Raw genomic sequence first — 25,324 nt, 5'->3', positions numbered from 1 at the left:
CGGGGGAGGGGGCCGGGGGGAGGGGGCACGCCCTCACGCCGCCTCCACCGCGGGCTGGCGCAGGTGCTGGGCGAGGGCGGCGACCAGCACCTGCGAAAAGGCCAGCGGCCGGAGGCGCGTCATCTCGCCCTCGGCGCCCATGTGGCGGCCCACCAGCTCGGGGCGGTAGGTGTCCGGGAAGCGCTCACCGGCCCACGCGTCCAGCGCCTCGCCGGCCAGGCCGCTCTCCACGTGCAGCACCACGCCCTCCGCTTCCTCCTCCACCCGCACGTACCCGCCGAAGCGCTCCAGCTTCCCCTGGCCGCGGATGACGTCGGCGGCGTGGCGGCGCAGGAGGACGGAGGCGCGCACCTCGCTGTCGGGCGCGTCCCACTCCGGCACCTCGTAGCGCACCACCACGTCCGCGCGCTCGGCCTGGGGCAGGACGTACTCCTTGCTGTCCAGCAGGTGCTGCGCGATGTGCTTCAGGACCTGCGCCTCGGTGTAGCCGCGCGTCTTCACGTCTCGCCGCAGCTTCCAGCGGAAGAGGAGCTCCGGCTCGGGGTAGAGGAAGACGGCCAGGTCGTACATCTCCCGCAGGTCGTCCGTGGGGAAGCCCAGCAGCCCGCGGACGATCACCACCTCGTTGGGCTCCACCACGCGCTGGGGGCCAAAGGTGCCGTCACGGTGGTCGTACGCGCGGTTGCGGATGGGGCGGCCGCGGCGGAAGAGCGCCAGGTGCTCCCTCACCAGCCCCAGGTTGTGCACGGAGGGGTGGAGCGCGGTGAGCCCCATCTCCTCGCGCTCGGCGCGGGTGAAGCGGTGGTAGTCGTCCAGCTCCAGGGTAGCGACGCGCTCTGGCCCCAGCAGCTCGCGGACCCCCTGCGCCACCGTGTTCTTGCCGCTCCCGGAGTCGCCGCTGATCCCCACGATGAAGGGGCGCGGCGCGGTGTCCGTCGGTGTGCCGTCCGTCATGGACGGGCGCCCGGGGCGCTCAGTGCGCGAATGCCGGCCATGGCATGGACCTCGTGCTTGGGTGTGGGGATGGGCTTACAGGATAGCGACGGGAGGGGGAATGGGGAATGGGGAATCGGGAATGGGGGAAAATCCGGCGCCGCTCCAACCCGTGGGAATTCCCCGGCATCTCTCGCGGCGCGGATCCCACCATTCCCCATTCCCCCATTCCCCATTCCCCTACTTGGTTTCCAGCCAATTCGTTCCCGTCCCCCACTCCACCCGCAGCGGCACGTCCAGCTGCATCGCGTTCTCCATGTGGTCGCGCACGCGGGCAAGGAGCGCTTCGGCGCCGGATTGCGGGACCTCGAAGAGGAGCTCGTCGTGCACCTGCAGGAGCATGCGGGCGCCGCCGGAGTCGCGCTTCAGCTCTTCGTGGATGCGGATCATGGCGATCTTGATCAGGTCCGCGGACGAGCCCTGGATGGGGGCGTTGGTCGCCGCGCGCTCGCCGAAGGCCCGCACGTTGAAGTTGCGGGAGGTGATCTCCGGGATGTAGCGGCGGCGGCCCGTGATCGTCTCCACGTAGCCGTGCGAGCGCCCGAACTCGATCTGCTCGTCCAGGTAGCGGCGCACGCCGGGGAAGCGCTCGAAGTACTGCTCGATGAACGTCTTCGCCTCCGCCTGCGTGATGCCCAGGCGGCCGGCGAGCGAGAAGGGGCCGATGCCGTAGATGATGGCGAAGTTGGTGGTCTTCGCCCGGTCGCGCATCTCCTTCGTCACCTCCTCCGGCGGCACGCCAAAGATGAGGGCGGCGGTCTGGCGGTGGATGTCCGCGCCGGAGCGGAAGGCCTCCACGAACGCCGGATCGCCGGAGTAGTGCGCCAGGATGCGCAGCTCGATCTGCGAGTAGTCCGCCGACACGAAGACGTTCCCCTCGGCGGGGATGAAGCCGCGGCGGATCTCCGCCCCCATCTCCGTGCGGATGGGGATGTTCTGCAGGTTGGGATCGGTGGAGGAGAGGCGGCCCGTGGCCGCCACCGTCTGGTTGAACGAGGTGTGGATGCGCCCCGTCTCCGGGTTCACCATCACCGGCAGCGCCTCCACGTACGTGCCGCGCAGCTTTTCGAGCTGGCGGTACTTCATGAGGAGCGTGGGAAGGGTGTGCCCCTGCGCCGCCAGCGCCTGCAGCACGTCCACGTCGGTGGAGGCGCCCGTCTTGGTGCGCTTGATGATGGGGAGCCCCAGCCGCACGAAGAGGATCTCGCGGAGCTGCAGGTTGCTGCCGATGTTGAACTCCGTCCCCGCCTCGGCGTAGATCTCCCTCTCCACCTCGCGCAGCTTGCCGACCAGCTCCTCGTTCATCCGCGCGAAGAAGGGCTCGTCGATGCGGATGCCGGCCCACTCCATGTCCGCCAGCACCTCGATCAGCGGCATCTCGATGTCGCGGAACAGAGGCTCCAGGTGCAGCCGCTCCAGCTCCGGCCCGAAGCGCTCCGCCAGCTGCAGCGCGATGTCCGTGTCCTCGCAGGCGTAGTCGCGCGCGGCCTCCAGCTCCACCTCGGCAAAGGGGATCTGCGCCTTCCCCTTGCCCGTGACCTCGTCGTAGGTGGTGGTCTTGTAGTCCAGGTGCTGGAGGGCGAGCGAGTCCAGCCCGTGCTCGCGGCGCCCCGGCTCCAGCAGGTAGCTCGCGATCATCGTGTCAAAGTCCACTCCCCTGAGGTCGATCCCGGCGCGGCGGAAGACGAGGAAGTCGTACTTCAGGTTCTGCCCCACCTTGCGGATCGTCGGGTCCTCCAGCAGCCGGACAAGCGGCTCCACCTCGTCCGAGTGCAGCGGCGGGAGGTTGCGGACGGTCTCGGGCGGCACGTCGCCCACCTCCAGCTCCCCCTGCGACCGCGTGCGGTGCCCAAAGGGGAGGTAGAACCCCTCGCCGGGGACGATGGAGATCGAGATCCCCGCCAGGTCGGCGCGCATGGGGTCGGTGCTGCTCGTCTCCGTGTCCACCGAGAAGCGGCCCGCGGCGCGGGCGGCCTCCACCAGGGCGTGCAGCTCGGAGACCTCCTGAACGAGCTGGTAGTCGGCCACGGGGCGCGGCTCCTCCGCCTGCTCGGGGGCGGGGCCGGCCCAGTCGCGCACCAGCGTGTGGAACTCCAGCGCCAGCATCAGCTCCTTGAGCGCCGGGCGGTCCGGCTCCTTGCGGCGCAGCGCCTCCACGTCCAGCTCCACCGGCAGGTCGCGGCGGATGGTGACGAGCTGCTTGGAGAGGAGCGCCGCGTCGCGCGAGGCGATGAGGGCCTCGCGGGCGCGCTTCGCCTTGATCTCGTCCACGTGCTCCAGGATGCGGTCCATCCCGCCGAATTGCTCGATCAGCTGCACCGCCGTCTTCGGCCCGATCCCCTGCACCCCCGGCACGTTGTCCGACGCATCGCCGATCAGCCCCAGGTAGTCCGTTACGTGCTCGGGAGAGACGCCCAGCCGCTCGTGCGCGTTGCGGGTGTCCACCCACTCCTCGTCCACCGCCTGCGGCCCGCCTCGCCCCGGGTTCAGCAGACACACGCCGGGGCGGATCAGCTGGTAGAAGTCCTTGTCGCCCGATACGATGACCGTCTCCAGCTCCGCCGCGCACGCCTGCTCCGCCAGCGTGCCGATCACGTCGTCCGCCTCGTAGCCGGGGAGCTCCAGGATGGGGATGCGGAACGCCTCCACGATCTGCCGGATGCGCGCCAGCGAGCTCTCCAGCTCCGTCGGCATCTTTTCGCGCGTGGCCTTGTAGTCGGGATAGATGACGTGGCGGTCCGAGGTGCCGGCGTCGAACACCATCCCCAGGTAGTCGGGCTCGTGCTGCTCGATCACCTTGATGAGGAACTTGGTGACCCCCCACGCCGCCGAGGTGTTCTCCCCCTTCGACGAGATCAGCGGGCGCGAGATCAGGGCGAAGAATGCGCGGTAGATCAGCGCGTAGCCGTCGATCAGGTACAGGCGGGGGCGGGTTTTTTCGGGCTTGTCCACGGCGGGCCGGGGTCGGGATGTGCGGTTCGCGCGCGGGGGCGCGGTGCTCGGCGGCAATGTACGCCGGGGGCCGGGCGGGGAAAAGCGCTGGCTTGCTTCCTGCCACCGGAGGGGCGCGCCGCCTCGCGAGGCGGGCTACGGGCAACATCCACGCAGCACAGGAGGAAGGTACCATGAAGAAGCAGATGCTGGGGCTCGCCCTCGTGCTGGCGATCGCGCCGGCCGCGTACGGCTGCCGCACCGCCGCCACGGTGGGCGCCGGGGCCGCCGCGGGTGCGGCCGCCGCCACGCAGGTCAACCAGAACGCCGAAGCCACCATCAACGCCCCCATCGCCACGGTGGACAGCCGCGCCCGCGCCGCGCTCCAGATCCGCGGCATGACGATGACCGAAGCCGCGTACGAAGACAACGCCACCGAGCGCGAGTACGAAGCCACCCAGGGCGACAACGTGGCCCACATCAAGCTCGTGGCGAACGGAACCAACAGCACGCGCGTGGCCGTCTCGTACCGCCGCGGCGCCCTGGACTACAGCAAGGACGAAGCGCAGCAGATCCTCCGCATCATCCAGAACACCCGTTAAACTGCGCCTCACACAGAGCCACGGAGGGGAACATAAGAGAACGGAGAGAACCGCATAACGCAGTTCTCTCCGTTCTCTTTCCGTGCCCTCTGTGCCTCTGTGTGAGGCTCTTTCAGCAGTACTGCTCGAACGCGTTCTTGAGGTCCGCCGCGATCTGGTCGGCGCTGCGCCCCTCGATCTGGTGGCGCTCCAGCATGAACGCCACGTCACCGTCCTTGAGCAGGGCGATGGAAGGAGAGGACGGCGCGTAGCCGTGGAGGTAGCCGCGGGCCACCTGCGTCGCCTCGGTGTCCTGCCCGGCGAAGACGGTGGCGAGCTTGGCGGGCTTCTTGTCGCCCTGCAGCGCCATGGCGACGGCGGGACGGGCGTTGCGCGCCGCGCATCCGCACACCGAGTTCACCACCAGCAGCGTGGCCTCCTGCGTGTCGCCCAGCGTCTGCTCCACGTCCTGCTTCGTCTTCAGCTCCTGCACCCCCAGCCGTGTCAGCTCCGCGCGCATCGGCGCCACCAGCATCTCGGGATATGGCATCGTTTTGACTCCTCGTTGGACAGATGGTTCACTGCTGTACGAATATGGGACAGCCGGGCATAATGCGCCAGGGGTCATACGGGGCGTCGCATCAGATTCGAGCGCGTTCAGTCACCCTGACGCCGCGCTCACCGCGCGTTCGGCACCCACGGCACGTCTTCGACACCGGCGCGGCGGTTGGCGAGGCGGGCGAGGGTGAAGAGGAGGTCGGAGAGGCGGTTGAGGTAGACGATGACACCCTCTTCGATGGTCGCCGTGCGCGAGAGCGAGACGACGCGCCGCTCCGCCCGGCGGCAGACGGTGCGCGCCAGGTGCAGCGCGGCAGCCGCGGGCGACCCGCCGGGAAGGACGAAGCTCTTGAGCGGCTCCAGCTCCTCCTCCGCGCGGTCGATCCACGCCTCCATCTCCGCCACACGCGCGGGATCGAGCTGGGGGATCCACGGGTTCTCGCGCCCGCCATCCTCCGCGGCCGGCGTGGCCAGCCGCGCCCCGAGGGTGAAGAGGTCGGCCTGCACCAGCCGCAGCCCCGCCACGATGTCCGTGTCGTCCGATGCGGCCAGGGCCATCCCCAGCACGGAGTTGAGCTCGTCCACGTCGCCGTAGGCCTCCACGCGGGCGTCGTCCTTGGCGACGCGCATCCCGCCGAAGAGCCCCGTCTCGCCGCGGTCGCCGGTCCTCGTGTAGATCTTGAGCGTCATCGGGATCGAGCCGGTTCGAGGGCCCAGAGCGCGGCGCGCCCCAGGCTCCATTCAAGCCACAGCAGGCGTCGCAGCACCTTGCGCGGGGTCCACTCCTCGCCCTCCAGCACCAGCCGGGTGCCGCGCCGCTCCGCCGGCAGGTGCCCCAGGTGCTGGACGACGAGGGCCATCGCCGTGTCCAGCCGCGCGACGGTCAGCTCGGGCGTCTCCGCCATCGGCGTGGCGCCGAGGCGGCTGAGGAGCCACCACTGCGCGCGGGCCAGCTCGTCCAGGATCTGACGCACCGTCCATCCGCCCTCCGCGGGCACGTCCAGCTCCGCGTCCGGTCGCCGGCGGATGCGCGCCAGCAGCAGCCCCCGCAGCTCGCCCAGCCGGTGCACGCCGGACTGCAGCTCCGCCTCCCCCAGCGCCGGCAGGTCCGCCGCGAAGCAGGCGACGGTCTCGCCCTCGCCCACACGCGCCTCCGTCTCCAGCCACTCGTCCACGGCCACCTCCAGCTCGGCATCGTCCTCGGGCACCGGCTCCCCGATGAAGGCCATGAACTGGAGCCACTGCTGGAGCGCCGCCGCGAAGTTCTGCACCGCCGCCTCCGCCGAGCTCCCCGGCGCCGCGCACCCCGGCAGGTTCAGCCCGTGCGCCAGGAATCCCCCATCCGCGCCCTCCTCCACCCCCACGGCGAAGCGTCCTTCCATGTGATCTCCCAGGTCCAATGCCCCCTCCCCCCGGCCCCCTCCCCCGCCTGCGGGGGCGCAGGGCGGGCGAGGGGGAGAACTCCGCTCGCCGCGCCAAACCCGTAGGGGCGCGATTTATCGCGCCCGCCCTTCGCCCCGCCTCGACCCCCGCCCACCGCGCCGACTCCGCTCCCCCTCGCGCAGGCTGTTTTTGGGGGAGGGGGATGCGTCGCGGAGCGACGCTGGGGGTGAGGGCCCCTTACACCACCGCCCCCTCCACCAGCTCCAGCGTCCCGGCGTCCGCATCCAGGCGCGCGCGGATGCCCATGGGCAGCGTCCAGTTGTCCTCGACGTGGCCGAAGGGGAACCCCATCGCCACCGGAACGCCCAGCCCACCGAGCAGGTCGTGGATCACGTCCGCGGCGGTGGGGGTGTCGGGCCGGCCCGCGTCCGGCATCTCGCTGATGGCGCCGATGGCGATGCCGGCCACCCGGTCCAGCACCCCCGCCAGGCGCAGCTGCGACAGAAGCCGGTCCAGCTTGTACGCCGCCTCGCCGACCTCCTCCAGAAAGAGGATCGCGCCCTCCGCGCGGATGGCGTACGGCGTGCCCACCATCGACGCGAGCAGCGACAGGTTCCCTCCCAGCAGCGGCCCCTCGGCGACGCCGGGCGCGATTGTCTCCGCGCGGCCGGGGCCGTCCTCGGGGAAGGGGAGGGGGCCGGCCGGGGCGTCGACCGCAAGGACGCGGAAGAGGGCGTCGCGCGAGAAGTCGTTGAAGACCACGGTCGCGGGGTGCGGGCCGTGAAAGGAGACGAGCCCCAGGCGCTGGATCGCGAGGTGGATCGCGGTGTTGTCGCTGTACCCGATCACCGGGCGCGGCCGGGCGGCGAGCGCGTCCCAGTCCAGCCGGTCCACGATGCGCATGACGCCGTAGCCGCCGCGCAGGGCCCAGATCGCGTCGTTGGATGGATCGCGCAGCGCGGCGTTGAAGTCGGCGGCGCGCGCGTCGTCGTCGCCCGACAGGTAGCCGACGCGGCCGCGGGCGTTCTCCCCGACGACGGGCTCCCATCCCCAGTCCGAGACGCGGGCGGCGGCGCGCTCCACGGCGCCGGGGGCGAGAGGGCCGGCGGGGGCTACGAGCGCCACGCGCGAACCGGCCCGCAGGCGGGGCGCGAGGATCATCGCGCGCCCTCCGCGAAGGCGAGCACGCCGAGCGCCCCCGCGGCCAGGGCGGCCCCGGCCAGGTACGGCGCCGAGATCCCCAGGTGGGCGAAGGCGAACCCGCCCCCCATCGGCCCCGCCACGCGGCCCAGCGCGCCGATCGACTGGTAGACGCCCAGCACCTTCCCCTGCTCTGCGGGCCCGGCGGCGCGCGACACCCACGACGACAGCGCAGGCGACGCCGTCCCCTGACCGAAGGCGAGCGCGGCGAGCGCCATCCCCAGCGCGGCGAGCGAGGGCGCCACGGCGAGCGCCCCCATCCCCGCGGCCAGCACCGCCAGGCCGAGGATCGCGGTGCGGCGCTCCCCCAGCCGCCGCGTCAGCCGCCCCACGCCCCATCCCTGCGCCAGCACGGAGATGAGCCCCAGGTAGGCGAAGAGGAAGGCGACCTCGCGCGGCCCCATCCCCCAGCGCTGGTACGCCCAGAGCGAGAGCGTCGCCTCCGCGCCCGCGAAGGCGAGCGTCAGCAGGAGCGCGGCGGAGTAGGGCGCGCGCAGGCGGCGGTCCGTCCACCCGCGCAGGCGGGCGGCGAGGCCGGGTGTGCGCGGGGCGGTGTCGCGCGCCTCGGGCGGGAGCGATTCGGGAAGCCACCAGAGCGCCAGCAGCGCGTTGACCAGCGTCAGCGCCGCGGCGACGAAAAAGGGCACCGCCGTACCGAACCCCGCCAGCGCCCCGCCGATCGCCGGCCCCAGGATGAAGCCCAGGCCAAACGCGGCGCCGATCATCCCCATCGCCTTCGCGCGCCGCTCGGGGGCGGAGACGTCGGCCACGTACGCCTGCGCCACGCCCACGTTGGCGCCCATCAGCCCGCCCAGCGCCCGCGCCGCCAGCAGCGTCGCCACGCTCCCCGCCAAGCCGCAGAGCAGGTACGAAAAGGCCGATCCGAACAGGCCCACCAGCAGCACGGGACGTCGCCCGAAGCGGTCGGAAAGGCGCCCCCAGGCCGGCGCGAAGAGGAACTGCATCGCCGAGTACACGGCCAGCAGCGACGCCACCGCCACCGCCCCGGCGCCGAACCCCTGCGCGTACAGCGGGAGGAGGGGGATGACGATGCCGAACCCCACCAGGTCCAGCAGTACGGTGACGAAGACGATGGCCAGGGGCGAGCGCCGGCCACCCATCGCCGGGGGCGCGGCGGAGGGCGCGCTCAGGCGGCGGGCGGGCGCGGGCAGTACGGATCGGGTCACGACCAGGGTTCCATCTCGCTGCGTGCGGCGGGGCCGCGGGGTCCTTGGCCTCCCGGCGGGAGGGGGAAAGCGGCCGGGAAGATACCGCCGCGGGCGTGGCGAGACAACGACTTGCGGAGCCATGGGTGGCACGGTGCGTGCTGCGCGGCTACGTTCATCCATCGAACGATCCAGCCACACCGGGAGCGCTTTGATGAACGACGTGATCGAGACCGCGGACGCCCTCCACGCGAGCGCCAACCGCCTGTACTGGCGCAGCCGCGACTCCGTGGACGCCCTCGCCGCGCGGCTGGGGATGAGCCGCCACGCCTTCTACCAGTCGATCCGCCCGGAGCCCGCGGGCCGCGCCTGCGCCGCGTGCGGAGGCGTGCTGGAGTTCGCCAACCGCACCGCCCGGCAGACGTCGCGCGCCCGCTGCGCCGGCTGCGGCGCCGCCGAGCGCGTGCCCCGGCCAGCCGTCCAGTCGGTGGTCGTAGAGGACGTGCTCCCCGCGCCGCCCCCGCCGCCGAGCGTGCGCCCCAGCTTCCGCGGGTGGAACCTCTCCCGCTGGCGCCGCGAGCTGGCCGCCGTCCCCCGCGAGCGCGCCGCGATGGTGGGTGGCGCGGCGGCGCTGGGCGTGGCCGCGGGCGTGCTCGCCCTGGAGCTCCTCAACCCGTCGCGCTGGTGATGCCGGCGGACGTGTCGCGCACGGATGCGCTGCGGAAGATGGCCACCGCGCACCCCGAGGACCCCCGCCCCCGCTTCGGCCTGGCCCTGGAGTTCGAGCGCGCCGGCGACTGGGAGTCCGCCGCCGCCGAGCTGCGCGCCTACCTGGGCCTGGCGGACGACGAGGGGAACGCCTTCGGCCGGCTGGGCCACGCCCTGCTCCAGCTCGGCCGCGACGAAGAGGCCCGCGAAGCCTATCGCCAGGGCATCGCCGCCGCCGAGCGCCACGGCCACCCGACGATGGCGATGGAGTTCGAGGAGGTGCTGGATGAGATGGGGTAGGGGGGAATGGGGAATGGGGAATGGGGAATGGGGAATGGGGAATGGGGAATGGGGCTAGGGCGCGAGGAGGCGTGCGCGGAGAGAGCGGAGCATCTTGCTGACGCGCGTCAGCAGGGCTAGCTCTGCGGCGACCCGTTCCTCGGTGACATAGCCGAGCCGGATGGCGATCAGGAGGAAGGTCTCGATTTCGGCGAGTGACCCCTTTGCGATCGAGAGGAAGGCGGCGTAGTCTTTTCGAGTAGACCGGGAGTTACCCTCTGCAATGTTCGCCGGCACGGACACGGCGGCTCGCCGGATCTGCGACGTGAGGCCGAACCGCTCGTCGGAAGGAAATTTCGCGGATGCGCGGTATATATCCACGACGAGATCCATCGCCAACCGCCAGACATCCAGATCCCGGTGCGACGACACGCGGTTCATCTCTCCTCCATTCCCCATTTCCCCATTCCCCATTCCCCTTTCCTTGCTGTTCACACCCCTGCCGCGCACCCCGCCCGCGTCCTCACCAGTTGCTCGATCTCGAAGGCGATCGACTCCACCGAGCGGGTGTCGGCGGGGATGGAGACGTCGGCGAGGCGGTAGAGGGGCTCGCGCTCTTCCATCATCTGCGCGATGATGGGAGCGGGGTCGTCCAGGTCGCGAAAGGGGCGGGCGATGGTGTCCTCGCGCAGGCGGCGAATCGTCTCGTCCACCGACACGCGCAGCCACACCCGCAGCGTCTCGGCGCCCAGGAGGCCCAGGAGCTCGGGGCGGGTGATCCAGCCGCCGCCGGGCGACATCACCAGGCGCCCCGCCGAAGCCGCCTCGTGCGTCAGCGCCGCTTCCCTCTCGCGGAAGCCTTCCTCGCCCACCTCGGCGATCAGCTCCTTGACGGTACGCCCCTCGCGCTGTTCTATCTCCACGTCGAAATCCAGGAAGCTCCATTCCAGCCGGCGCGCCAGCGCGGCGCCCACCGTGCTCTTCCCCGACGTCATGTAGCCCAGCAGCACCACCCGGTGCACGCCCGGAAAAGGGGGGATGTCGGACTCGCGTCTTCCCATGCTGCCTCCGTTCAGGGTCCGCGGCTCGCCCCACGCACGATGCAGACCCGTCGCGGGAATTTGCCGAAGATTTGCCGAACCTAAAGTGCGCGCCGGTGTAAGGAACTGGAGTCCTAAGTGCTAAGTGCTAAGTCCTGAACTGCTGTTTCAGCACTTAGGACTCAGCACTTAGGACCAAGCACTTGGGACTACCCGCTCGAACGCCGCCGGACCGGATATACACAGGCCCCGATGATCGCCACCACCACGCAGCGCGACCGCATCCTCCCGCGGCTGATCGAAGACGAGATGCGCGAATCGTTCATCGACTATTCGATGAGCGTCATCGTGCAGCGCGCCCTACCCGACGTGCGCGACGGGCTGAAGCCGGTGCACCGCCGCATCCTCTTCGCCATGCACGAGGCGGGGCTCAGCCCCACGCGGCCTTACAAGAAGAGCGCGACCGTCGTGGGCGACGTGCTGGGCAAGTACCACCCGCACGGCGACACCGCGGTGTACGACTCGCTCGTGCGCATGGTGCAGGACTTCTCCCTCCGCTACCCGCTGGTGGACGGGCAGGGGAACTTCGGCTCCATCGACGGCGATGCGGCCGCCGCCTACCGATACACCGAGGCGCGGCTGTCGCAGATCGCCACCGAGATGCTCGCGGACATCGACCGCGACACCGTCGACTTCGCCCCCAACTTCGACGATCGCCTCAAGGAGCCGCGCGTCCTCCCCGCGCGCCTCCCCAACCTGCTGGTCAACGGTTCCAGCGGCATCGCGGTGGGGATGAGCACCAACATGCCGCCGCACAACATCGGCGAGGTGGTGCGAGCCGCCATCCACCTCCTCGACCATCCCGAGTGCACCGTCGCGAATCTGATGGAGCACGTCCCCGGCCCCGACTTCCCCACCGGCGGCCTGATCGTGGGGAAGCAGGGGATCCGCGACGCGTACGAGAAAGGGCGCGGGCGCGCGGTCATGCGTGCCGCCTACTACCGGGAGCAAAAGCGCAGCGGCAAAGAACAGATCGTCATCACCGAAATTCCGTACGGCACCAACAAGTCGCGCATCATCGAGCAGATCGCGGAGCTCACGCGGGTGGGCAAGGTCGCCGACATCTCGGACCTGCGCGACGAGAGCGACCGCGAGGGGATCCGCGTCGTGATCGAGCTGAAGCGCGGCGCCAGTGCGGAAAAGGTGATGGGGCAGCTCTTCAAAGCGACGGCCCTGCAGACCACGTTCGGCATTATCGCGCTGGCGCTGGACAACGGCGTGCCGCGCGAGTTCTCGCTCAAGGAAATCCTGGAGCGCTTTCGCGACCATAGAATCGACGTCGTTATCCGCCGCTCCAGGTGGGAGCTGGACAAGGCGCGCGACGAGGCGCACGTCCTCCGCGGCCTGCTGATCGCGCTCAAGCGCATCGACGACGTGGTCTCCATCATCCGCGGGTCCCGCAACCGCGAGACGGCGGCGCGCAAGCTGGAGAAGGAGCTGAAGCTGGACGAGCGCCAGGCGGAGGCCATCCTCAACATGCGCCTCTCGCGCCTCACGCAGCTCGAAGGCAAGGAGCTGCGCGAGCGGATGGCCGAGCTGGACGCCCGCATGGCGCAGCTGGAGGAGCTCCTGGCCTCCCCGGCGCTTCAGGCCGCCGAGGTCCGCGGCGAGCTGCTGAAGCTCACCGAGGAGTACGGCGACCCGCGCCGCACGCAGCTCTTTGAGAATGAGAGTGAGGTCAAGATCCAGGACCTGAGCGCGGCCGAGGAGGTAGTGGTCACGGTCTCGCGCGAGGGGTACGTGCGGCAGATCCCGATGGCGGTCTACCAGCGTGCCGCCAAGCGAGGGAAGGGCCTGTCGATGGAGCAGTATGAAAACGACTACATCCAGCGCTTGTTCGTGGCCAGCACGGAAGACACGCTCCTCTTCCTGAGCACGGATGGGCGCGCCTTCGGCCTGGCCGTGCGCGACGTGCCGGAGAGCAGCGGGCGCGGCAAGGCGGTGAAGCAGCTCTTCGAGGGCGCGCGCAACGCCCGCATGGCCGCGGTGCACAGGGTGCCGGAGTTCCGTGCCGACCGCTTCGTCCTCTTCGCCACGGCGGAGGGGACGGTCAAGCGCACCTCGCTGGACCAGTACTCCCGCGCCCGCGGCGGCATCGAGGCGATCACGCTCAAGGCCGGCGACCGCGTGGTGGACGCGCGCATCACCGACGGCGAGCACGAAGTGGTGCTGGCGGGCGCCGGCGGGCGCGCCATCCGCTTCGACGAAGGCGAGATCCCGCTGCAGGGGCGCGTCTCGCAGGGGGTGCGCGGGATCAAGCTGCGCGGGCAGGACCGGGTCGTGGGGATGGCGGCGTTGCGCCACGAGGCCGAGGTGGTGGCCGTCACCGAGCGCGGTTTCGCCAAGCGCGTCCCGCTCGCCGAGCTCCCGCTGCAGAAGCGCGACGGCCAGGGCAACGCCATCCACACCCCGGGCAAGGAGATGGGGACGCTGGCAGGCCTGCGCGACGTGCACGCGGGCGAGGACCTGATGGCGGTCACCGCCGTCGGCCGCACGCTGCGTATCAAGACCGACGCCGCCCCCCTCGGCACGCGCATGTCCGAGCCGGAGCGCACGATCGCCGTCTCCGCCCACGACCGCGTCGTCGAGATCACCCTCCTCGCCGAGCGCGAACCCAAAGCCGGCGACGATGACGGCGCCGGTCCCGATGGCGCCCCGCCGCTCGTCGTCGACGGCGAGGAGACCTCGCTCACCGGCCCCCTCCCCGACGAAGCCGCGCCCGCGGAGCCGGAGGAATCCCCCGGCATCGTCAACCGTGTGGTGGACCAGGTGACGGGCGCCGCGGCGAAGGTGCTGGACCTCTTCGGGTAGCGGAGCGCGGGCCCCCACCCCCGCTCGTCACCTCGCGGCCCCTCCCCCAATAACTACCTGGGGGAGGGGCGTACGCGTAGATCCACGCGTGGCGCAGACGTCCCGTAGGGGCGTGATTCATCACGCCCGTGTCCGGGGCCGCCCGTGCCCTTCACGCAGCCGGTGCCAGGACGCGCAAGCACAGGTTAGATTCGCGCATCCAACCACCACAAACGTTACGATGTCGACTCACATAGATACCAACAGCGGCGCCCTCACCGCCGCCGAAGCGCTTCGCGAGCACGGCCACCGCCTGATCGATCAGATGGCAGACTACCTGGCCACGGTGGACGAGCGCCCCGTCTCCACACCGCACGCGCCGGGCGAGCTGGCGCGCCGCTTCGCCGAGCCTCTCCCGCGCGACGGCCGACCCGCCGGCGAGGTGTGGGACGCCGTCTGGGAGAACGTGGTGGGCGACGCGATTCACTTCGCCAACCCGATGTACATGGGCCACCAGGTGGCGCCGCCGCTACCCCACGCGGTGCTGGCGGATGCGCTCGCGTCGCTCCTCAACCAGTCGCTCGCCGTGTGGGAGATGTCGCCAACGGGCACGCTGGTGGAAGCGCAGGTGATGCGCTGGCTGGTGTCCGCCGCCGGCTTCCCCGCCACGGCGGAGGGCACGCTCGTCTCGGGCGGGAGCGTGGCGAACCTGACGGGGCTTCTCGCCGCCCGCGAGGCGCGCTTCCCGGGGAGCTGGACGGACGGAGTGGCGCGCACCGCCGATGCGGAGCGCGCCATCCTCCTCGTATCCGGCCACTCGCACTACTCCGTGGAGCGTACCGCGGGGCTGATGGGGCTGGGGAGCGAGGCCGTCGTCTCCGTCGCGGACCGCGGCGGGAAGATGGACCCCGCGGCGCTCCACGATGCGCTCCGCACGCTGAAGCGCGACGGGCGCATCCCCTTCGCCGTGAGCGCCACCGCCGGCTCCACCGCCACGGGCCTCTTCGACCCGCTGGACGAAATCGCGGACGTGTGCGCGAGCGAGGGCGTGTGGATGCACGTGGACGGCGCCCACGGCGCGTCGTTCCTGCTCTCGGGCGCGCTGCGGCACCTGGTACGCGGCATCGAGCGCGCGGACTCCATCGCGTGGGACCCGCACAAGATGATGTGGATGCCCATGTCCACCGGCGCAGTGCTGGTGCGCGACGGGCGCCACCTGGACGCCGCCTTCCGCCAGAAGGCGCCGTACCTCTTCCACGTCCGCCCCGGCGAGGACCGCTCCTGGGACGCGGGGCGGATGACGCTGCAGTGCTCGCGCCGCTTCGACGCGCTGAAGCTGTGGGTATCCCTCCAGCACTACGGCGCGGACCACTTCGCGGGCCTGCTGGAGACGACGGTTCGCACTACGCACTCGCTGCACGCGAGGCTGGCCGCCGCTCCGGACTTCGAGGCGGAGCACGCGCCCGAGTCCAACATCCTCTGCTTCCGCCACCTACCCGAGCGCGGCGACGACTTCCAGTCCGAGCTCCGCCGCCGCTACAACGAGAGCGGCGCCGGCTGGATCACCACCACCGTCCTCGACGGCCGCCGCGTCCTGCGCGTGACGCTGATAAACCCGCACACCGCCGGCGAGCACCTGGACCGGCTGCTGGACGGGCTCCGCGAGGTGGGGCGGGGGATCGTGTAGGGGCGGGCTCCCCCTCTCCCCGGCCCTCTCCCCCGCAAGCGGGGGAAAGGGTGCACTCCGCCCGGTCTCCAGCATCGTCGTGCGGGCGCAATTCATCGCGCCCGTGCTAAAACCTGCTCCGCCGGTTGTCACGCCAAATACCTTGTAGGGCCAGACCTGCGTGTCTGCCCGCCCTTCTCGTATCCCGGAGATCATGGCCAGCAAATTCCTCTGCCGGTGCGGAGAGACCATTCGCACGAACCTGTACGAGGGTCACGGCCTTCGCCTGCTCGTTCCCGAAGAGCTCACTGACATCCCGGACCTCGTCTCCAACGAGCAGGCCCAGGCCCACGTAAGCGATCTAGTCAACGCGGCCCTGGTCGTAGCAGAGTGTCCGAACTGCAAGGCGCTTGCTGTGATCGACCAGGATCACCGCATCACTTTATACACGCCTCTCCCATAGCCCGCAGCGACGCCGCGGCCCACGCATCTCTCGAAACAAGCGGTCTCCTAGGGGCAGCCCCTCCTCGTGCCCGTGCGCGCCCCTGTGCCGTCAGCGCCCACACACAGACGCAAACATCCGCTCTCTCGCGTCTTCGCCCGTATCCGAGCACCAGGCGCCGGAGTGGGGGAAAGCACGGGCCGCCACGTGGGGCTGCCCCTACCAAGTGCGGGGTCCGGGAGGCAGAGGTCGCGGCGCGGAAGGTGAGGGCGAGGGGCGGAGTGCACCCTTTCCCCCGCTTGCGGGGGAGAGGGCCGGGGAGAGGGGGAGCCCGCAGCGCACCAACGCATCCGGCCCGCCACGACACTGTCGCAGCGGGCCGTCCTCCTATTCCCCATTCCCCATTCCCCTCTCCTACCGGTCCCCCAGCGCCGCGATGTCGCGCGACCGCAGCGCCCCGCCCGCCCCTAGCAGATCGATCACCCGGTCCGGCGAGGGCTGGTACTTGAGCGCGATCGCCCGCATCCCCAGCAGCAGGTTCACCGTCACCAGCGTGCCGGGAAGCTCGCTGCGGTCCAGCACCGAGCGCAGCTGCGCCTCCGCCCCCTCGGCGAAGTTGCGCGCGACGATCACCAGCGTGTCGGGGAGCTCCTCGACGGCGGCGGTGACGGCCTTCATGGCGGAGCCGCCGAGCGTGAACGACACCTGCGGGTAGGCGAGCACCACACCCTGGCGCTCGCCGTGGCTGAAGCGGATCGCCTGCTCGGGGCCGAGCGCGTCCAGCCGCGCGTCGCCCGTCAGGTCCTCCACCACGCGGCCCACCCGCGCGCGGAACTCGTCGGCCGCGGTGTCGCCGCGGAGCGAGAGGGAGCGGAGAGACTCGGCGAACACCCGGTCCGCGTCGAAGCCGCGAAAGGCGGGGAGGAGGCGCGCGGCGGTCGCGCGGTCCACCCAGCCGGTGCCGGCCAGGGCGTCCAGGAGCGCGGCGCCCTCCAACTGCGGCGCGCGCGCGGCCACCCAGCGGAGCGCCTGCTCCATCCGCGTGGCATCGTCGCCGCCGGGCGCGAGCGTGAAGCCGGCCGGTGCCTCGAAGATCTTGGAAAGCTTGCCGAACCAGATCATCTGCCGAAAAACATGCGTGGTCTCAAGGGGGAACGGATGGACGATGGCGTCACCCTGGCCGGGCGTCAAGGACTTGCGGGGCGTGATACACCGCCGTCGCGGTGGCGTGCGGCTTGACAGGGAAGGGGGTGACCGCATCTTGTGGGCAGCCCAGCGCCCTTACGTAACGTGCTCCCGGAGAACCGTGTACCGGTCCCTAGCCGCCGCCGCCGCGCTCGCCGCCCTCGCCGGGTGCGACGTGGAACGCACCCCGCCCGAGTTCTACAACCACCCGGACCCGGCCGTCGTCGACCGCCAGGAGGCCGCGGACGAGATCCGCACGCGAGTGCGCGTCTTCGCCGAGGCGCTGGGGCGGATGGACACCGGAGACGCCGTGCAGGCGCTGGCGCCGGACTCCATGGCCGCGGTGGTGGGGGTGGAGGGGAACGACGGGATGGTGCGCTTCGGCGCCGCGGGGGTGAGCGCGGCGGTGGCGGAGCTGGCGATCGCGGCGCCCACGGTGGTGCGCACGCCCGACCTGCGGGTGAGCGCGTCGCAGGGGATGGGGTGGTTCTCCACCCACCTGCAGCTCCTCTCCACCTCGGCGGCGACCGACCCGGTGCTGCTGCGGATGAGCGGCGTCTTCGTACGTGAGCGCGGGGAGTGGCGCCTGGTGGAGGCGCACCTCTCCCGCCCCGAGAGCGCTACTCCGGAGCCGGCGCCTGCGCCGAGTCCGGCTGCAGACTCGGCCGCAGCTCCGGCGGCAGGCGGATGACCTCCGGCTCGCGCTTCCAGTCCACCGGGCGCGCCATGGGTGCGTAGTCCGCGCCGGGCTGGAAGGCGAGCGGCTCGCGGGCGGCCTGGCGGTACGCGGCGGGGGTGATGCGCTCCGCCTCCAGCATGCGCCGCAGCACCTCGTTGCGGCGCGCCCCCACGGGCCCCGGGCTCTGCTCGGGCGCGGGAAGGGCGGGGGGAAGGAGGATCCCCGCCAGCGTGGCCGCCTCCGCCAGCGTCAGCCTGCGCGGGTCCTTGCCGAAGTACTCGCGCGACGCGTGGAAGATGCCGTACACCGGCCAGTCGCCGGTGCGCCCCATCGAAATGCGGTTGAGGTACAGCTCAAAGAGCCCGCGCTTGGAGAGGGCGTTCTCCAGCAGCGGCGACATCACCAGCTCGCGCGCGTCGCCGCCCACGCCGCCGTTCGCCAGGCGGTGCACCTGGCGCACCAGGTCGCGCGAGAGCATGGGGTTGCGGTCGCGCTCCTCGGGCGGGACGCGCCGGAACGAAGCGGTGTCCACCACGGCCGTGAAGGCATCGGGTACGTGGCGCGGCAGCTCGTCGAGCCGCACCCAGTCCGGGCGGTGGCGGGCGGCCTCGCGCTGGGCCAGGAGGCCGTCGTCCAGCCGCCCCCACATCGCCCACGCGAAGCCGCCGATCGCCCCCACCGTGCCCACGGTGATGACGGCCAGCAGGATGAGGGCGGCGTTGCGCGTGCCGCTCCCCTTGCCGGAGTCGGCGGCGCGGCGTGTGGCTCGCGGCTTGGGCGGCGCCCCCTCCAGCATCTTCCCCTTCGACTGCCTCCCTGCCATCCCGTCCCCCGGAGTCTGTGTCGCCCGTGCAGATGCGCGTGCGGGGGGCAAAAAGTATTCCCCCCACCGCCGTTGCGACAGGCGGTGGTGCGGGGTTAGGGTTGGGAAAAGCATCACACAGAGAACACGGAGGGAACCGCAAGGCCACGGAGAAAACCTTTCCCCTGTTCTCGCCGTACCCCTCTGTGTCTCTGTGTGACGCCTTCCCGGCACTCCGCAGGCCCGCTCGTGTACTGAGCACACCGAACCGCACTCACATACCGCTACCCCGATGGAACAGACGTACTTTCGCCGAGGCTTCGGCCGGAAGAAGGAGATCGAGCCGCTCATCCGGTCCGAGTACCACAGCGGCCTGGTGGAGCGCATCCGCGCGCGCGGGTACGAGGACCGCTTCGGCGAGGGCGAGCTCCAGGTGACCGTGCGGCTCGCGGAGGAGTTCGGCTTCTGCTACGGCGTCGACCGGGCCGTGGACTACGCGTACGAGACGCGCCTCCACTTCCCGGACCGCCGCGTCTTCCTCCTCGGCGAGATCATCCACAACCCCCACATCAACCAGCGCCTCACCGGCATGGGGATCGTCTTCCTGCGCCCAGCCGCGGACGGCGAGTTCGACTTCGGCGGATTGACGGCGGACGACGTGGTGATCCTCCCCGCCTTCGGCGCCACCACCGAGGACTTCCGGCGGCTCCAGGGGGTCGGCTGCGTGCTGGTGGACACCACCTGCGGCAGCGTGCTGAACGTGTGGAAGCGCGTGGAGCAGTACGCCCGCGACGGCTACACCTCGCTCATCCACGGCAAGTACCGCCACGAGGAGACGCGCGCCACCGCCAGCCAGGCGCTCAAGCACGCCGGCGGGCACTACGTCATCGTCTTCGACATGGACGAGGCGCGGCTGGTGATGGACTACGTGGAGCGCGCTCCGGGTGCCCTCACCCGCGCCGCGTTCAAGGAGCACTTCGCGCGCAAGACGTCGGCCGGATTCGACCCCGACCTCCACCTGGACCGCATCGGGGTGGCGAACCAGACGACGATGCTCTCGGGCGACTCTCTGGCGATCGCGGCGGAGGTGGGGAAGTCGATGGCGCGGCGCTTCGGGGTGGACGACTTGGCGGCGCACTTCCGCTCCTTCGACACCATCTGCTCCGCCACGCAGGAGCGGCAGGACGCGGTGGTGAAGCTGGTGGAAGGGCCGCAGGGGCCGCCCGACGTGATGCTCGTGGTGGGGGGATACAACTCGTCCAACACCAACCACCTGGCGATCCTCTGCGCCCGCCACACGGTCACCTACCACATCGCCGACGCGGAGTGCATCGACCCCGAGCGGGGGACGATCCGCTTCAAGCCAGCCGGCACGCCCCTCGACGCGCCCGAGGCGGAGGCGGAGGACTGGATCCCCGCCGGACCGCTCGTGGTGGGGATCACCGCCGGGGCCTCCACCCCCAACAACAAGATCGGCGAGGCGCTCGAGCGGCTCCTGCGCACCCGCGGCGTGGAGCTGGAGCTCGGCGAGCCCGCCATTGTCTAAAAATGGACGGATTGTACGACCGGTGACGCGGAATGATCGCTACGCTAAGCCGGATAAATCGAGGAGGCCTGCTCCGCGGTAACGCTGAGCTCCGGGAAGAGCTCCTCGAAGGCGGCGAAGATCTGTGCGTCGAACGAGCCCTGGTCCTCCACCATGATCGCCATCGCCTCGGCGGGGCTGAGGGGGCGGCGGTAGCTGCGCGCGGTGGTCAGCGCGTCGAAGACGTCGGCCACGCGCAGGATGCGCGCGGAGAAGGGGATCGCCTCCCCCACCAGCCGGTCCGGGTAGCCGCCGCCGTCCCAGCGCTCGTGGTGCGACCGTACCATGGGGCGGATGTCCCAGGGAAAGTCCACGCTACCCAGCATCGCCTCGCCGATCACGGGGTGGCGCTCCATCACGGCGCGCTCCTCGTCGGTAAGCCGGCCCGGCTTGTTCAGCACCTCCTCCGGCACCTCGATCTTCCCCAGGTCGTGGAGAAAGGCCCCCATGCGGAACCACACCATCTCGTGCGGGGCGATCCCCACCTTTTCCGCCAGCCGGCAGGCGTAGTCGGCCACGCGCAGGCAGTGCCCCACCGTGTAGCGGTCCTTGGCCTCGATCGACTCGCCCCACTGCTGCACCAGCACCAGGAAGTCCGTCTCCAGACGGTCGATCCGCCCCTGGATGTCGGCGGTATCGGCCTGCGCCTGTAGGCCGGTGAAGAGCGTGTGCGAGCGGTTCAGGGCGGCGAGCGCGTCGCGGTTCCTCCCCAGCTCGCGCAGCACCAGCGCCAGCTCCCGCTGCGCCTCGGCCTCCAGCAGCGGGTCGCGCTGGGCGGCGATGTCGGCGGCGCGCTGCAGGTGGATGGCGGCAAGGTGCGGCTTCCCGCTCTTCCGGTAGATCACGCCGTAGAACCGCAGCGCCTCCGCCTGGTTGAGGGTGTCGCCCGTCTGGCTGAAGATCTCGAACCCCTCGTCGCAGCTCTCGCGCGCCCGCAGCAGGTCGCCCGACGCCAGGTAGAGCTCGGCGCGGTTGACGTGGATGATGCCGGCACGGATCACGTCGCCCAGGCGCTGGCAGATCTCCAGCGCCTCGTCGAAGAGGCGCGCCGCCTGCTCCAGCTCCCCCAGGTCCACGTGGAGCATCCCCAGGTTGTTGAGCACCGTCACGCGCCCGCTCTCGGTGCCTCCCGCCCTTATGTGCTCCAGCCCCTTGAGGTAGTAGTTCCGCGCCCCCTCCAGGTCGCCCCGGATGTTGGCCAGGATCCCCAGGTTCTGCGCCGCGTTCCCCAGCAGCACCGGGTCGCCCGATTCCTCGCCGCACCGGTAGGCCCGGCGAAAGAGGCGCTCGGCTTCCACCACGTTGCCGCTGAGCCGGGCCATGTCGCCCATGCCGTTCAGCGCGCGCCCGCGCATGGAAGGGGCATTCTGGATCTCCGCCAGCTCCAGCACGAGCGTGAACTCGTCCTGCGCGGCGGCGAAGTCGCCCGCGCGCGAGTGGCAGTACGCCAGCCGCGCCAGCGCCTCCATCAAAGTAGGATTATCTTGCTGTTCGATGGCGGAGCGATATACCGCGTCGAAGTTGCGGGCGGCTTCTTCCCACAACCCGGCGCGTTCCAGGGCGGAAGCGGCGTCGAGACGCTGCTGCTGATCGTGGTTCACCCGGCCGGACCGTCAAAAGGGGTGGAGCAAACGCGCCTGGAAAGCCCTTCGCGGAGCTTTCCAGGCGCGCCTGACAACATGGAGCAGGCGGCGTGGCTTAGTTGACGCCGCCCATGTAGCCGCCGCTGACCGTAGCGTCGGTGCCGCTGTCGGTGCCGCCGCCCATCACGCCGCCCATGTAGCCGCCGCTGACGGTGGAACGGGTCGTGTCGCGATTGACGCCGCCCATGTATCCGCCCTTGCTGGCGGAGACGGTGCTGGGAGCGAGCGAGGAGGTGGGCGAGTCCGACGAGCAGCCGCCTGCGCCGATCAGGATGCCGAGGGCAAGGATGGAGAGGCCGATGGTGCGTACGCGCATGGGTGGGATTCCCGGGCTAGGGGTGTTTAGAATGAGACACGTTTTGGGTGGGGGAACGCTTCGAAGCTACTGCGGGATGTGCGGAGTGTCAATATTTTTGTCAGCTGTTTTTGAGACATCGCGTAAGAGAGGCCATCGCGGGGCACCGGCGAGTCGCACGATTGCGCAAATCACCGGTGTTTTCCCGCGCCGCCGGCCGGCGCGGGCCGTTCAGTGGTGCCCCCCGGGCGAGCGCACGACGCGGAAGAGGTGGTTGAGCGTCCCCAGCGACGCGCCCAGCCCCGCGATGGTGAGAAAGATTCCCACCAGCAGGTACGCCAGCGCCGAGCCGCTCCGGTCGATGTCTCCCCAGGTGCCGGAGGCGTAATAGGCGATGGCGGCCAGCCCCAGCAGGAGGGCGCCCGTGCCCACGCCCACGGCGAGCGCAAAGGTGCGCACCACGCCCTCCGGGATGTCGATGTCCGGAATGCCGAGCGCGCTGCGCGACTTGGGGCGCGGGTTGGCGGCGCTCCAGCTGTCGAAGCGGTCCTTTACCGTCCCGTAGGTGCTCTCCCCGTCCGGACCGTGGCGGCGGCTCATGACTCCCCCTGCTGGCTGAGTGCGTAGACGTAGGCGGCGATCTGCCCCACCTGCTCCGGGGTGAAGTTCCCCCCGCCCCGCGGCGGCATGGCGCCGGGGAACTCCTTGGGGTTGGGCACGCCGGTGTTGATGATGCTCACCAGCTCCGGGTAGGCGCCCGTGACGTGCAGCCACTGCTTGTCGTTGAGCGGCGGCGCGGCCGAGCTCCCCGTGCCGCCCGCGCCGTGGCAGGCGGTGCACGTCTGCCCGAACAGCTCCTGCCCCTGGTCCACCATCTCCTGCGTGACGCCGGCGGGGAGGTTCTTCGCCACGATCTTGGCGCCGCCGCCGCCGACCGCCGAGCCCGGCGTAACCGGGGGCGGATCGGGGTGGCTCCAACCCGGCATCACCGGGGCGGAGCGGTGCGACACGGGGGGGTACCCGCCGGGCGGCAGCTCCGGCTTGCAGGCGCCGGCCAGCGCCGCCATCACCGGCAGGGCCAGCCACAGGGCACGGGCCGGGAGCTTCCGGCTCGCAGTGGTCTCGCGCATGGTCTCGTTTCCGGGTTCGCCCGGGGGCGCACAGCGGCCCCGCAGGGATGGACAAAAGAACGAACGGGGGCGGCGTGCGCAAGGCTCCGCGCTCACTCCCCCGCCTCCTCCCGCGCCTGGCGCGCGGCCCGCTTCAGCCGCTCCACCATGGCGGTCAGCCCCACCTCGCGCGTGGCCAGCCCGATCTTCCCCATCACCCGCGGCACGAAGTCCTGGGGGATGGCCAGCGTGGTCTCCGGGGGCTGCCCGTTGAGCGCGTCGAAGAGCAGCGCCAGCAGCGCGCGTATGGTGGGGGCGCCCTGCGGCACGTCGGCGTGAAAGTGCATCTTCCCGTCCACCACTTCGGGGAAGATGGCCACCGGCGTCTGGCACTCGGTGACGCGGTACTGCTCCGCGTCCAGCCCGCGGAAGCGCTCGGGCAGGGGCGGCAGCTTGTTGGCGTACTGCACCAGCGCCTGCCGGGTGAGGTCTGGCGTGAGCGTGGCGAAGCGCCGGAGAATCTTTTCGATGCCCGGGGGGATCCCGGCGGACTGCGTTGCGTCGCTCATGGCCGTGCGCGGGTTGCAGGAAACATGCTCCCGAACGTAACTCCCGCCCCACCCGTCCGCATCTTCCGCAACGTGAAAATCACGAGGAGACGCGGAGAAGAACAGCAAAAGCATCACACAGAGAGGACACAGAGGGAACCACGAGCCACAGAGAACTTCTTTTTGGCCGTTCTCTCTGTGCCTCTCTGTGTCTCTGTGTGAGCCTGCGGTTGCGGTTCTCTCCGCCTCCGCGTGAGGCCAGCCGCTCCGTACAACGACCGCGGGGCGGCCCGGATCGCTCCGGACCGCCCCGCTTCCGCCAGCCTCGCGCCGAGATCAGGTCTCGACGGTGGTGAGCGTGGTGCCGTACTTCGCGTTGATGGCGGCGGCGAAGCGGCCCGCCAGGATCCGGTGCGCCTCCGTGGAGGGGTGCACACCGTCGAACGACATCAGCGACCCGAAGAAGTTCGGCGCGGCAAAGGCAGCCGTCGAGCCCGTCGGCGGCACGGGGCAGGTGGTGAGCAGCGCCGTCTGGAACTGGGCCGCGGTGGTGGCGGTGGCCAGCCCCTGGCACTTGCGGATGCGTTGCGCGCGCCCCTGCGCGTCACGCACCGGCAGGAACGACTCGAGGATCGTGTTCGGGTTGACGTACAGCCAGTTGTTGGCGGTCGCCGCCGCCTGAATCGCGTTGTTGAAGGCCGTTACCCGCGCCGCCACGACGGTCTGCTCCGCCGCGTCCAGCACGAACACACCTCCCGCCAGCGTGCCGCTGCAGTCGATCTCCGGAACCGCCGAGTTCAGGATCTGGAAGGAGACGAAGTTCCGCGAGAGCGGGTTCAGCTGCCCCAGGGCGTTGACCGGCGAGCAGTTGTTGTTCACCGGCTTGCCCTGGAACCGCCCCGCCGCGTCGCGCGACAGGAAGAAGTAGGCACCCGGCTGGATGATCGGCGCTCCGCTCATGGCGTTGACCACGCCCACCAGCATCACGCCCTGCGGCGCCGCCGTCTTGATCGAGTCCACCAGCTGATTGAGCTGGGTCTGGAAGGTGGCGAGCGGCGTGAGCGACGAGTCGGCCCGCGTCGGCGTCGGCCCCAGGAGCCCGCCCACCGTCGCCTCCAGCGCGTCGTTGTTCCCCACCCACACGGACACGAAGGTCGGCTGGGCTTCCTTCATCGCCCGCACCTGCGTGCGCGGACCCACCAGCACGGTGTTCACCTGCCCCAGCGAGCCGCTGGGAAAGCGCAGGAGGTCCAGCAGGCGGGCGCCGGGCACCGCCACGTTCTGCACCCGGTTGACCAGCGCGCCCGCTGCCGAGCGCGCACAGGTAGCCGCGGGCGCCGACGGGGTCAGCGGTGCGGTGAACGGCACCAGCGGGCCGCACCCGGGCTGGGCGATGAGCGGAATGCCGAAGTTGGTGACGCCCGCCCGCTCGGCCAGCAGCACCGCGTACGAGCGCTGCTGCAGCGTGTCCACGATGCCGCCTGCCTGGTAGCCGGCGGTGATCGAGTTCCCCAGCGCCACGTAGCGCGCGAAGATGGCGCCGTTGGCGGGGTTGCGGGGGGTGATCAGCTCCTGGCCGTCGTCCACGCAGGCGCCCAGCGACAGCGCCGCGGCGGCCATGGCGAGGAGCCGGAGCCGGCTCGTTCCAGATTTCATCCGAAGTTCTCCGAAGGGGATCGTT

At 70.9% G+C, this 25,324-nt stretch carries 25 protein-coding genes; 8 read left to right on the top strand and 17 right to left on the bottom strand.

What is annotated here, in order from left to right; genetic code table 11:
• Positions 1-33: 33 nt before the first annotated feature.
• Together VF584_04210 and polA are read right to left on the bottom strand one after the other, a co-directional pair.
• Entirely contained in the window at positions 34-954 is a 921-nt protein-coding gene (locus tag VF584_04210; protein ID HEX8209371.1) for a hypothetical protein, read from the bottom strand.
• A 219-nt stretch (positions 955-1,173) separates the two neighbouring features.
• Positions 1,174-3,945 (bottom strand): DNA polymerase I, encoded by a 2,772-nt coding sequence (polA, locus tag VF584_04205; protein ID HEX8209370.1) that lies wholly within the window; start codon positions 3,943-3,945, stop codon positions 1,174-1,176.
• A gap of 173 nt (positions 3,946-4,118) precedes the next feature.
• Between polA and VF584_04200 the strand changes: the two genes are divergently transcribed.
• Positions 4,119-4,526 (top strand): DUF3568 family protein, encoded by a 408-nt coding sequence (locus VF584_04200; GenBank protein ID HEX8209369.1) that lies wholly within the window; start codon positions 4,119-4,121, stop codon positions 4,524-4,526.
• 112 nt (positions 4,527-4,638) lie between these two features.
• Here the strand turns inward: VF584_04200 and VF584_04195 are convergent, their stop codons facing one another.
• The 5 genes from VF584_04195 to VF584_04175 all read right to left on the bottom strand — a co-directional run bounded on the left by VF584_04195 (position 4,639) and on the right by VF584_04175 (position 8,833).
• On the bottom strand, positions 4,639-5,055 hold the full coding sequence (locus VF584_04195; protein HEX8209368.1) for a BrxA/BrxB family bacilliredoxin: 417 nt from the start codon (positions 5,053-5,055) through the stop codon (positions 4,639-4,641).
• A 128-nt stretch (positions 5,056-5,183) separates the two neighbouring features.
• A complete protein-coding gene (locus tag VF584_04190; protein HEX8209367.1) occupies positions 5,184-5,753 on the bottom strand; it encodes a cob(I)yrinic acid a,c-diamide adenosyltransferase in 570 nt (189 codons plus the stop codon).
• Positions 5,750-6,445, bottom strand: a complete 696-nt coding sequence (locus VF584_04185; GenBank protein ID HEX8209366.1) for a type II toxin-antitoxin system HicB family antitoxin — start codon at positions 6,443-6,445, stop codon at positions 5,750-5,752. The genes VF584_04190 and VF584_04185 overlap by 4 nt, the downstream gene beginning before the upstream one ends.
• A gap of 238 nt (positions 6,446-6,683) precedes the next feature.
• Positions 6,684-7,607: an LD-carboxypeptidase gene (locus tag VF584_04180; GenBank protein HEX8209365.1), complete on the bottom strand. Its 924-nt coding sequence runs from the start codon at positions 7,605-7,607 to the stop codon at positions 6,684-6,686.
• A complete protein-coding gene (locus tag VF584_04175) occupies positions 7,604-8,833 on the bottom strand; it encodes an MFS transporter (GenBank protein HEX8209364.1) in 1,230 nt (409 codons plus the stop codon). Before VF584_04175 ends, VF584_04180 begins: the two co-directional genes overlap by 4 nt.
• Before the next feature lie 193 nt (positions 8,834-9,026).
• Between VF584_04175 and VF584_04170 the strand changes: the two genes are divergently transcribed.
• Together VF584_04170 and VF584_04165 are read left to right on the top strand one after the other, a co-directional pair.
• Positions 9,027-9,500, top strand: a complete 474-nt coding sequence (locus VF584_04170; protein HEX8209363.1) for a hypothetical protein — start codon at positions 9,027-9,029, stop codon at positions 9,498-9,500.
• Positions 9,500-9,820, top strand: coding sequence for a tetratricopeptide repeat protein (locus tag VF584_04165; GenBank protein ID HEX8209362.1), 321 nt, complete (start codon positions 9,500-9,502; stop codon positions 9,818-9,820). The genes VF584_04170 and VF584_04165 overlap by 1 nt, the downstream gene beginning before the upstream one ends.
• A gap of 54 nt (positions 9,821-9,874) precedes the next feature.
• Here VF584_04165 and VF584_04160 read toward each other — a convergent pair whose 3' ends face one another.
• Positions 9,875-10,240 carry a four helix bundle protein gene (locus VF584_04160; protein ID HEX8209361.1) on the bottom strand — a complete coding sequence of 122 codons (366 nt, stop codon included), beginning with the start codon at positions 10,238-10,240 and terminating at the stop codon, positions 9,875-9,877.
• Positions 10,241-10,290: 50 nt separating this feature from the next.
• Positions 10,291-10,860, bottom strand: coding sequence for a shikimate kinase (locus tag VF584_04155; GenBank protein HEX8209360.1), 570 nt, complete (start codon positions 10,858-10,860; stop codon positions 10,291-10,293).
• 231 nt (positions 10,861-11,091) lie between these two features.
• Between VF584_04155 and gyrA the strand changes: the two genes are divergently transcribed.
• From gyrA to VF584_04140, 3 genes are all read left to right on the top strand, one after another.
• Complete coding sequence (gene gyrA, locus VF584_04150) at positions 11,092-13,710, top strand: DNA gyrase subunit A (protein ID HEX8209359.1); 2,619 nt, start codon at positions 11,092-11,094, stop codon at positions 13,708-13,710.
• A 220-nt stretch (positions 13,711-13,930) separates the two neighbouring features.
• Entirely contained in the window at positions 13,931-15,376 is a 1,446-nt protein-coding gene (locus tag VF584_04145) for a pyridoxal-dependent decarboxylase (GenBank protein HEX8209358.1), read from the top strand.
• Positions 15,377-15,569: 193 nt separating this feature from the next.
• Entirely contained in the window at positions 15,570-15,818 is a 249-nt protein-coding gene (locus VF584_04140) for a hypothetical protein (protein ID HEX8209357.1), read from the top strand.
• A 393-nt stretch (positions 15,819-16,211) separates the two neighbouring features.
• Here VF584_04140 and VF584_04135 read toward each other — a convergent pair whose 3' ends face one another.
• On the bottom strand, positions 16,212-16,919 hold the full coding sequence (locus VF584_04135) for a hypothetical protein (protein HEX8209356.1): 708 nt from the start codon (positions 16,917-16,919) through the stop codon (positions 16,212-16,214).
• Between the two features lie 184 nt (positions 16,920-17,103).
• Between VF584_04135 and VF584_04130 the strand changes: the two genes are divergently transcribed.
• Positions 17,104-17,673 carry a nuclear transport factor 2 family protein gene (locus VF584_04130; protein HEX8209355.1) on the top strand — a complete coding sequence of 190 codons (570 nt, stop codon included), beginning with the start codon at positions 17,104-17,106 and terminating at the stop codon, positions 17,671-17,673.
• Here the strand turns inward: VF584_04130 and VF584_04125 are convergent.
• Positions 17,603-18,484, bottom strand: coding sequence for a transglycosylase domain-containing protein (locus VF584_04125; GenBank protein ID HEX8209354.1), 882 nt, complete (start codon positions 18,482-18,484; stop codon positions 17,603-17,605). The genes VF584_04130 and VF584_04125 overlap by 71 nt on opposite strands.
• A gap of 271 nt (positions 18,485-18,755) precedes the next feature.
• On the opposite strand from VF584_04125, the gene VF584_04120 reads away from it, so the two are divergent.
• Complete coding sequence (locus VF584_04120; protein HEX8209353.1) at positions 18,756-20,009, top strand: 4-hydroxy-3-methylbut-2-enyl diphosphate reductase; 1,254 nt, start codon at positions 18,756-18,758, stop codon at positions 20,007-20,009.
• 44 nt (positions 20,010-20,053) lie between these two features.
• Here VF584_04120 and VF584_04115 read toward each other — a convergent pair whose 3' ends face one another.
• From VF584_04115 to VF584_04090, 6 genes are all read right to left on the bottom strand, one after another.
• Entirely contained in the window at positions 20,054-21,649 is a 1,596-nt protein-coding gene (locus VF584_04115) for an HD domain-containing phosphohydrolase (protein HEX8209352.1), read from the bottom strand.
• 97 nt (positions 21,650-21,746) lie between these two features.
• A complete protein-coding gene (locus VF584_04110; protein ID HEX8209351.1) occupies positions 21,747-22,007 on the bottom strand; it encodes a hypothetical protein in 261 nt (86 codons plus the stop codon).
• A 210-nt stretch (positions 22,008-22,217) separates the two neighbouring features.
• Positions 22,218-22,586 carry a hypothetical protein gene (locus tag VF584_04105; protein ID HEX8209350.1) on the bottom strand — a complete coding sequence of 123 codons (369 nt, stop codon included), beginning with the start codon at positions 22,584-22,586 and terminating at the stop codon, positions 22,218-22,220.
• Positions 22,583-23,116: a cytochrome c gene (locus VF584_04100; GenBank protein HEX8209349.1), complete on the bottom strand. Its 534-nt coding sequence runs from the start codon at positions 23,114-23,116 to the stop codon at positions 22,583-22,585. The genes VF584_04105 and VF584_04100 overlap by 4 nt, the downstream gene beginning before the upstream one ends.
• A gap of 92 nt (positions 23,117-23,208) precedes the next feature.
• Positions 23,209-23,664 (bottom strand): SufE family protein, encoded by a 456-nt coding sequence (locus tag VF584_04095; protein ID HEX8209348.1) that lies wholly within the window; start codon positions 23,662-23,664, stop codon positions 23,209-23,211.
• A gap of 315 nt (positions 23,665-23,979) precedes the next feature.
• Positions 23,980-25,299 (bottom strand): SGNH/GDSL hydrolase family protein, encoded by a 1,320-nt coding sequence (locus VF584_04090; GenBank protein HEX8209347.1) that lies wholly within the window; start codon positions 25,297-25,299, stop codon positions 23,980-23,982.
• Positions 25,300-25,324: the final 25 nt, after the last annotated feature.

This window comes from Longimicrobium sp., from assembly GCA_036389135.1.
In the GTDB taxonomy this organism is placed as follows: domain Bacteria; phylum Gemmatimonadota; class Gemmatimonadetes; order Longimicrobiales; family Longimicrobiaceae; genus Longimicrobium.
The sequence above is the reverse complement of the archived record's forward strand: the minus strand, read 5'-3'. Positions and strand labels throughout refer to the sequence as shown.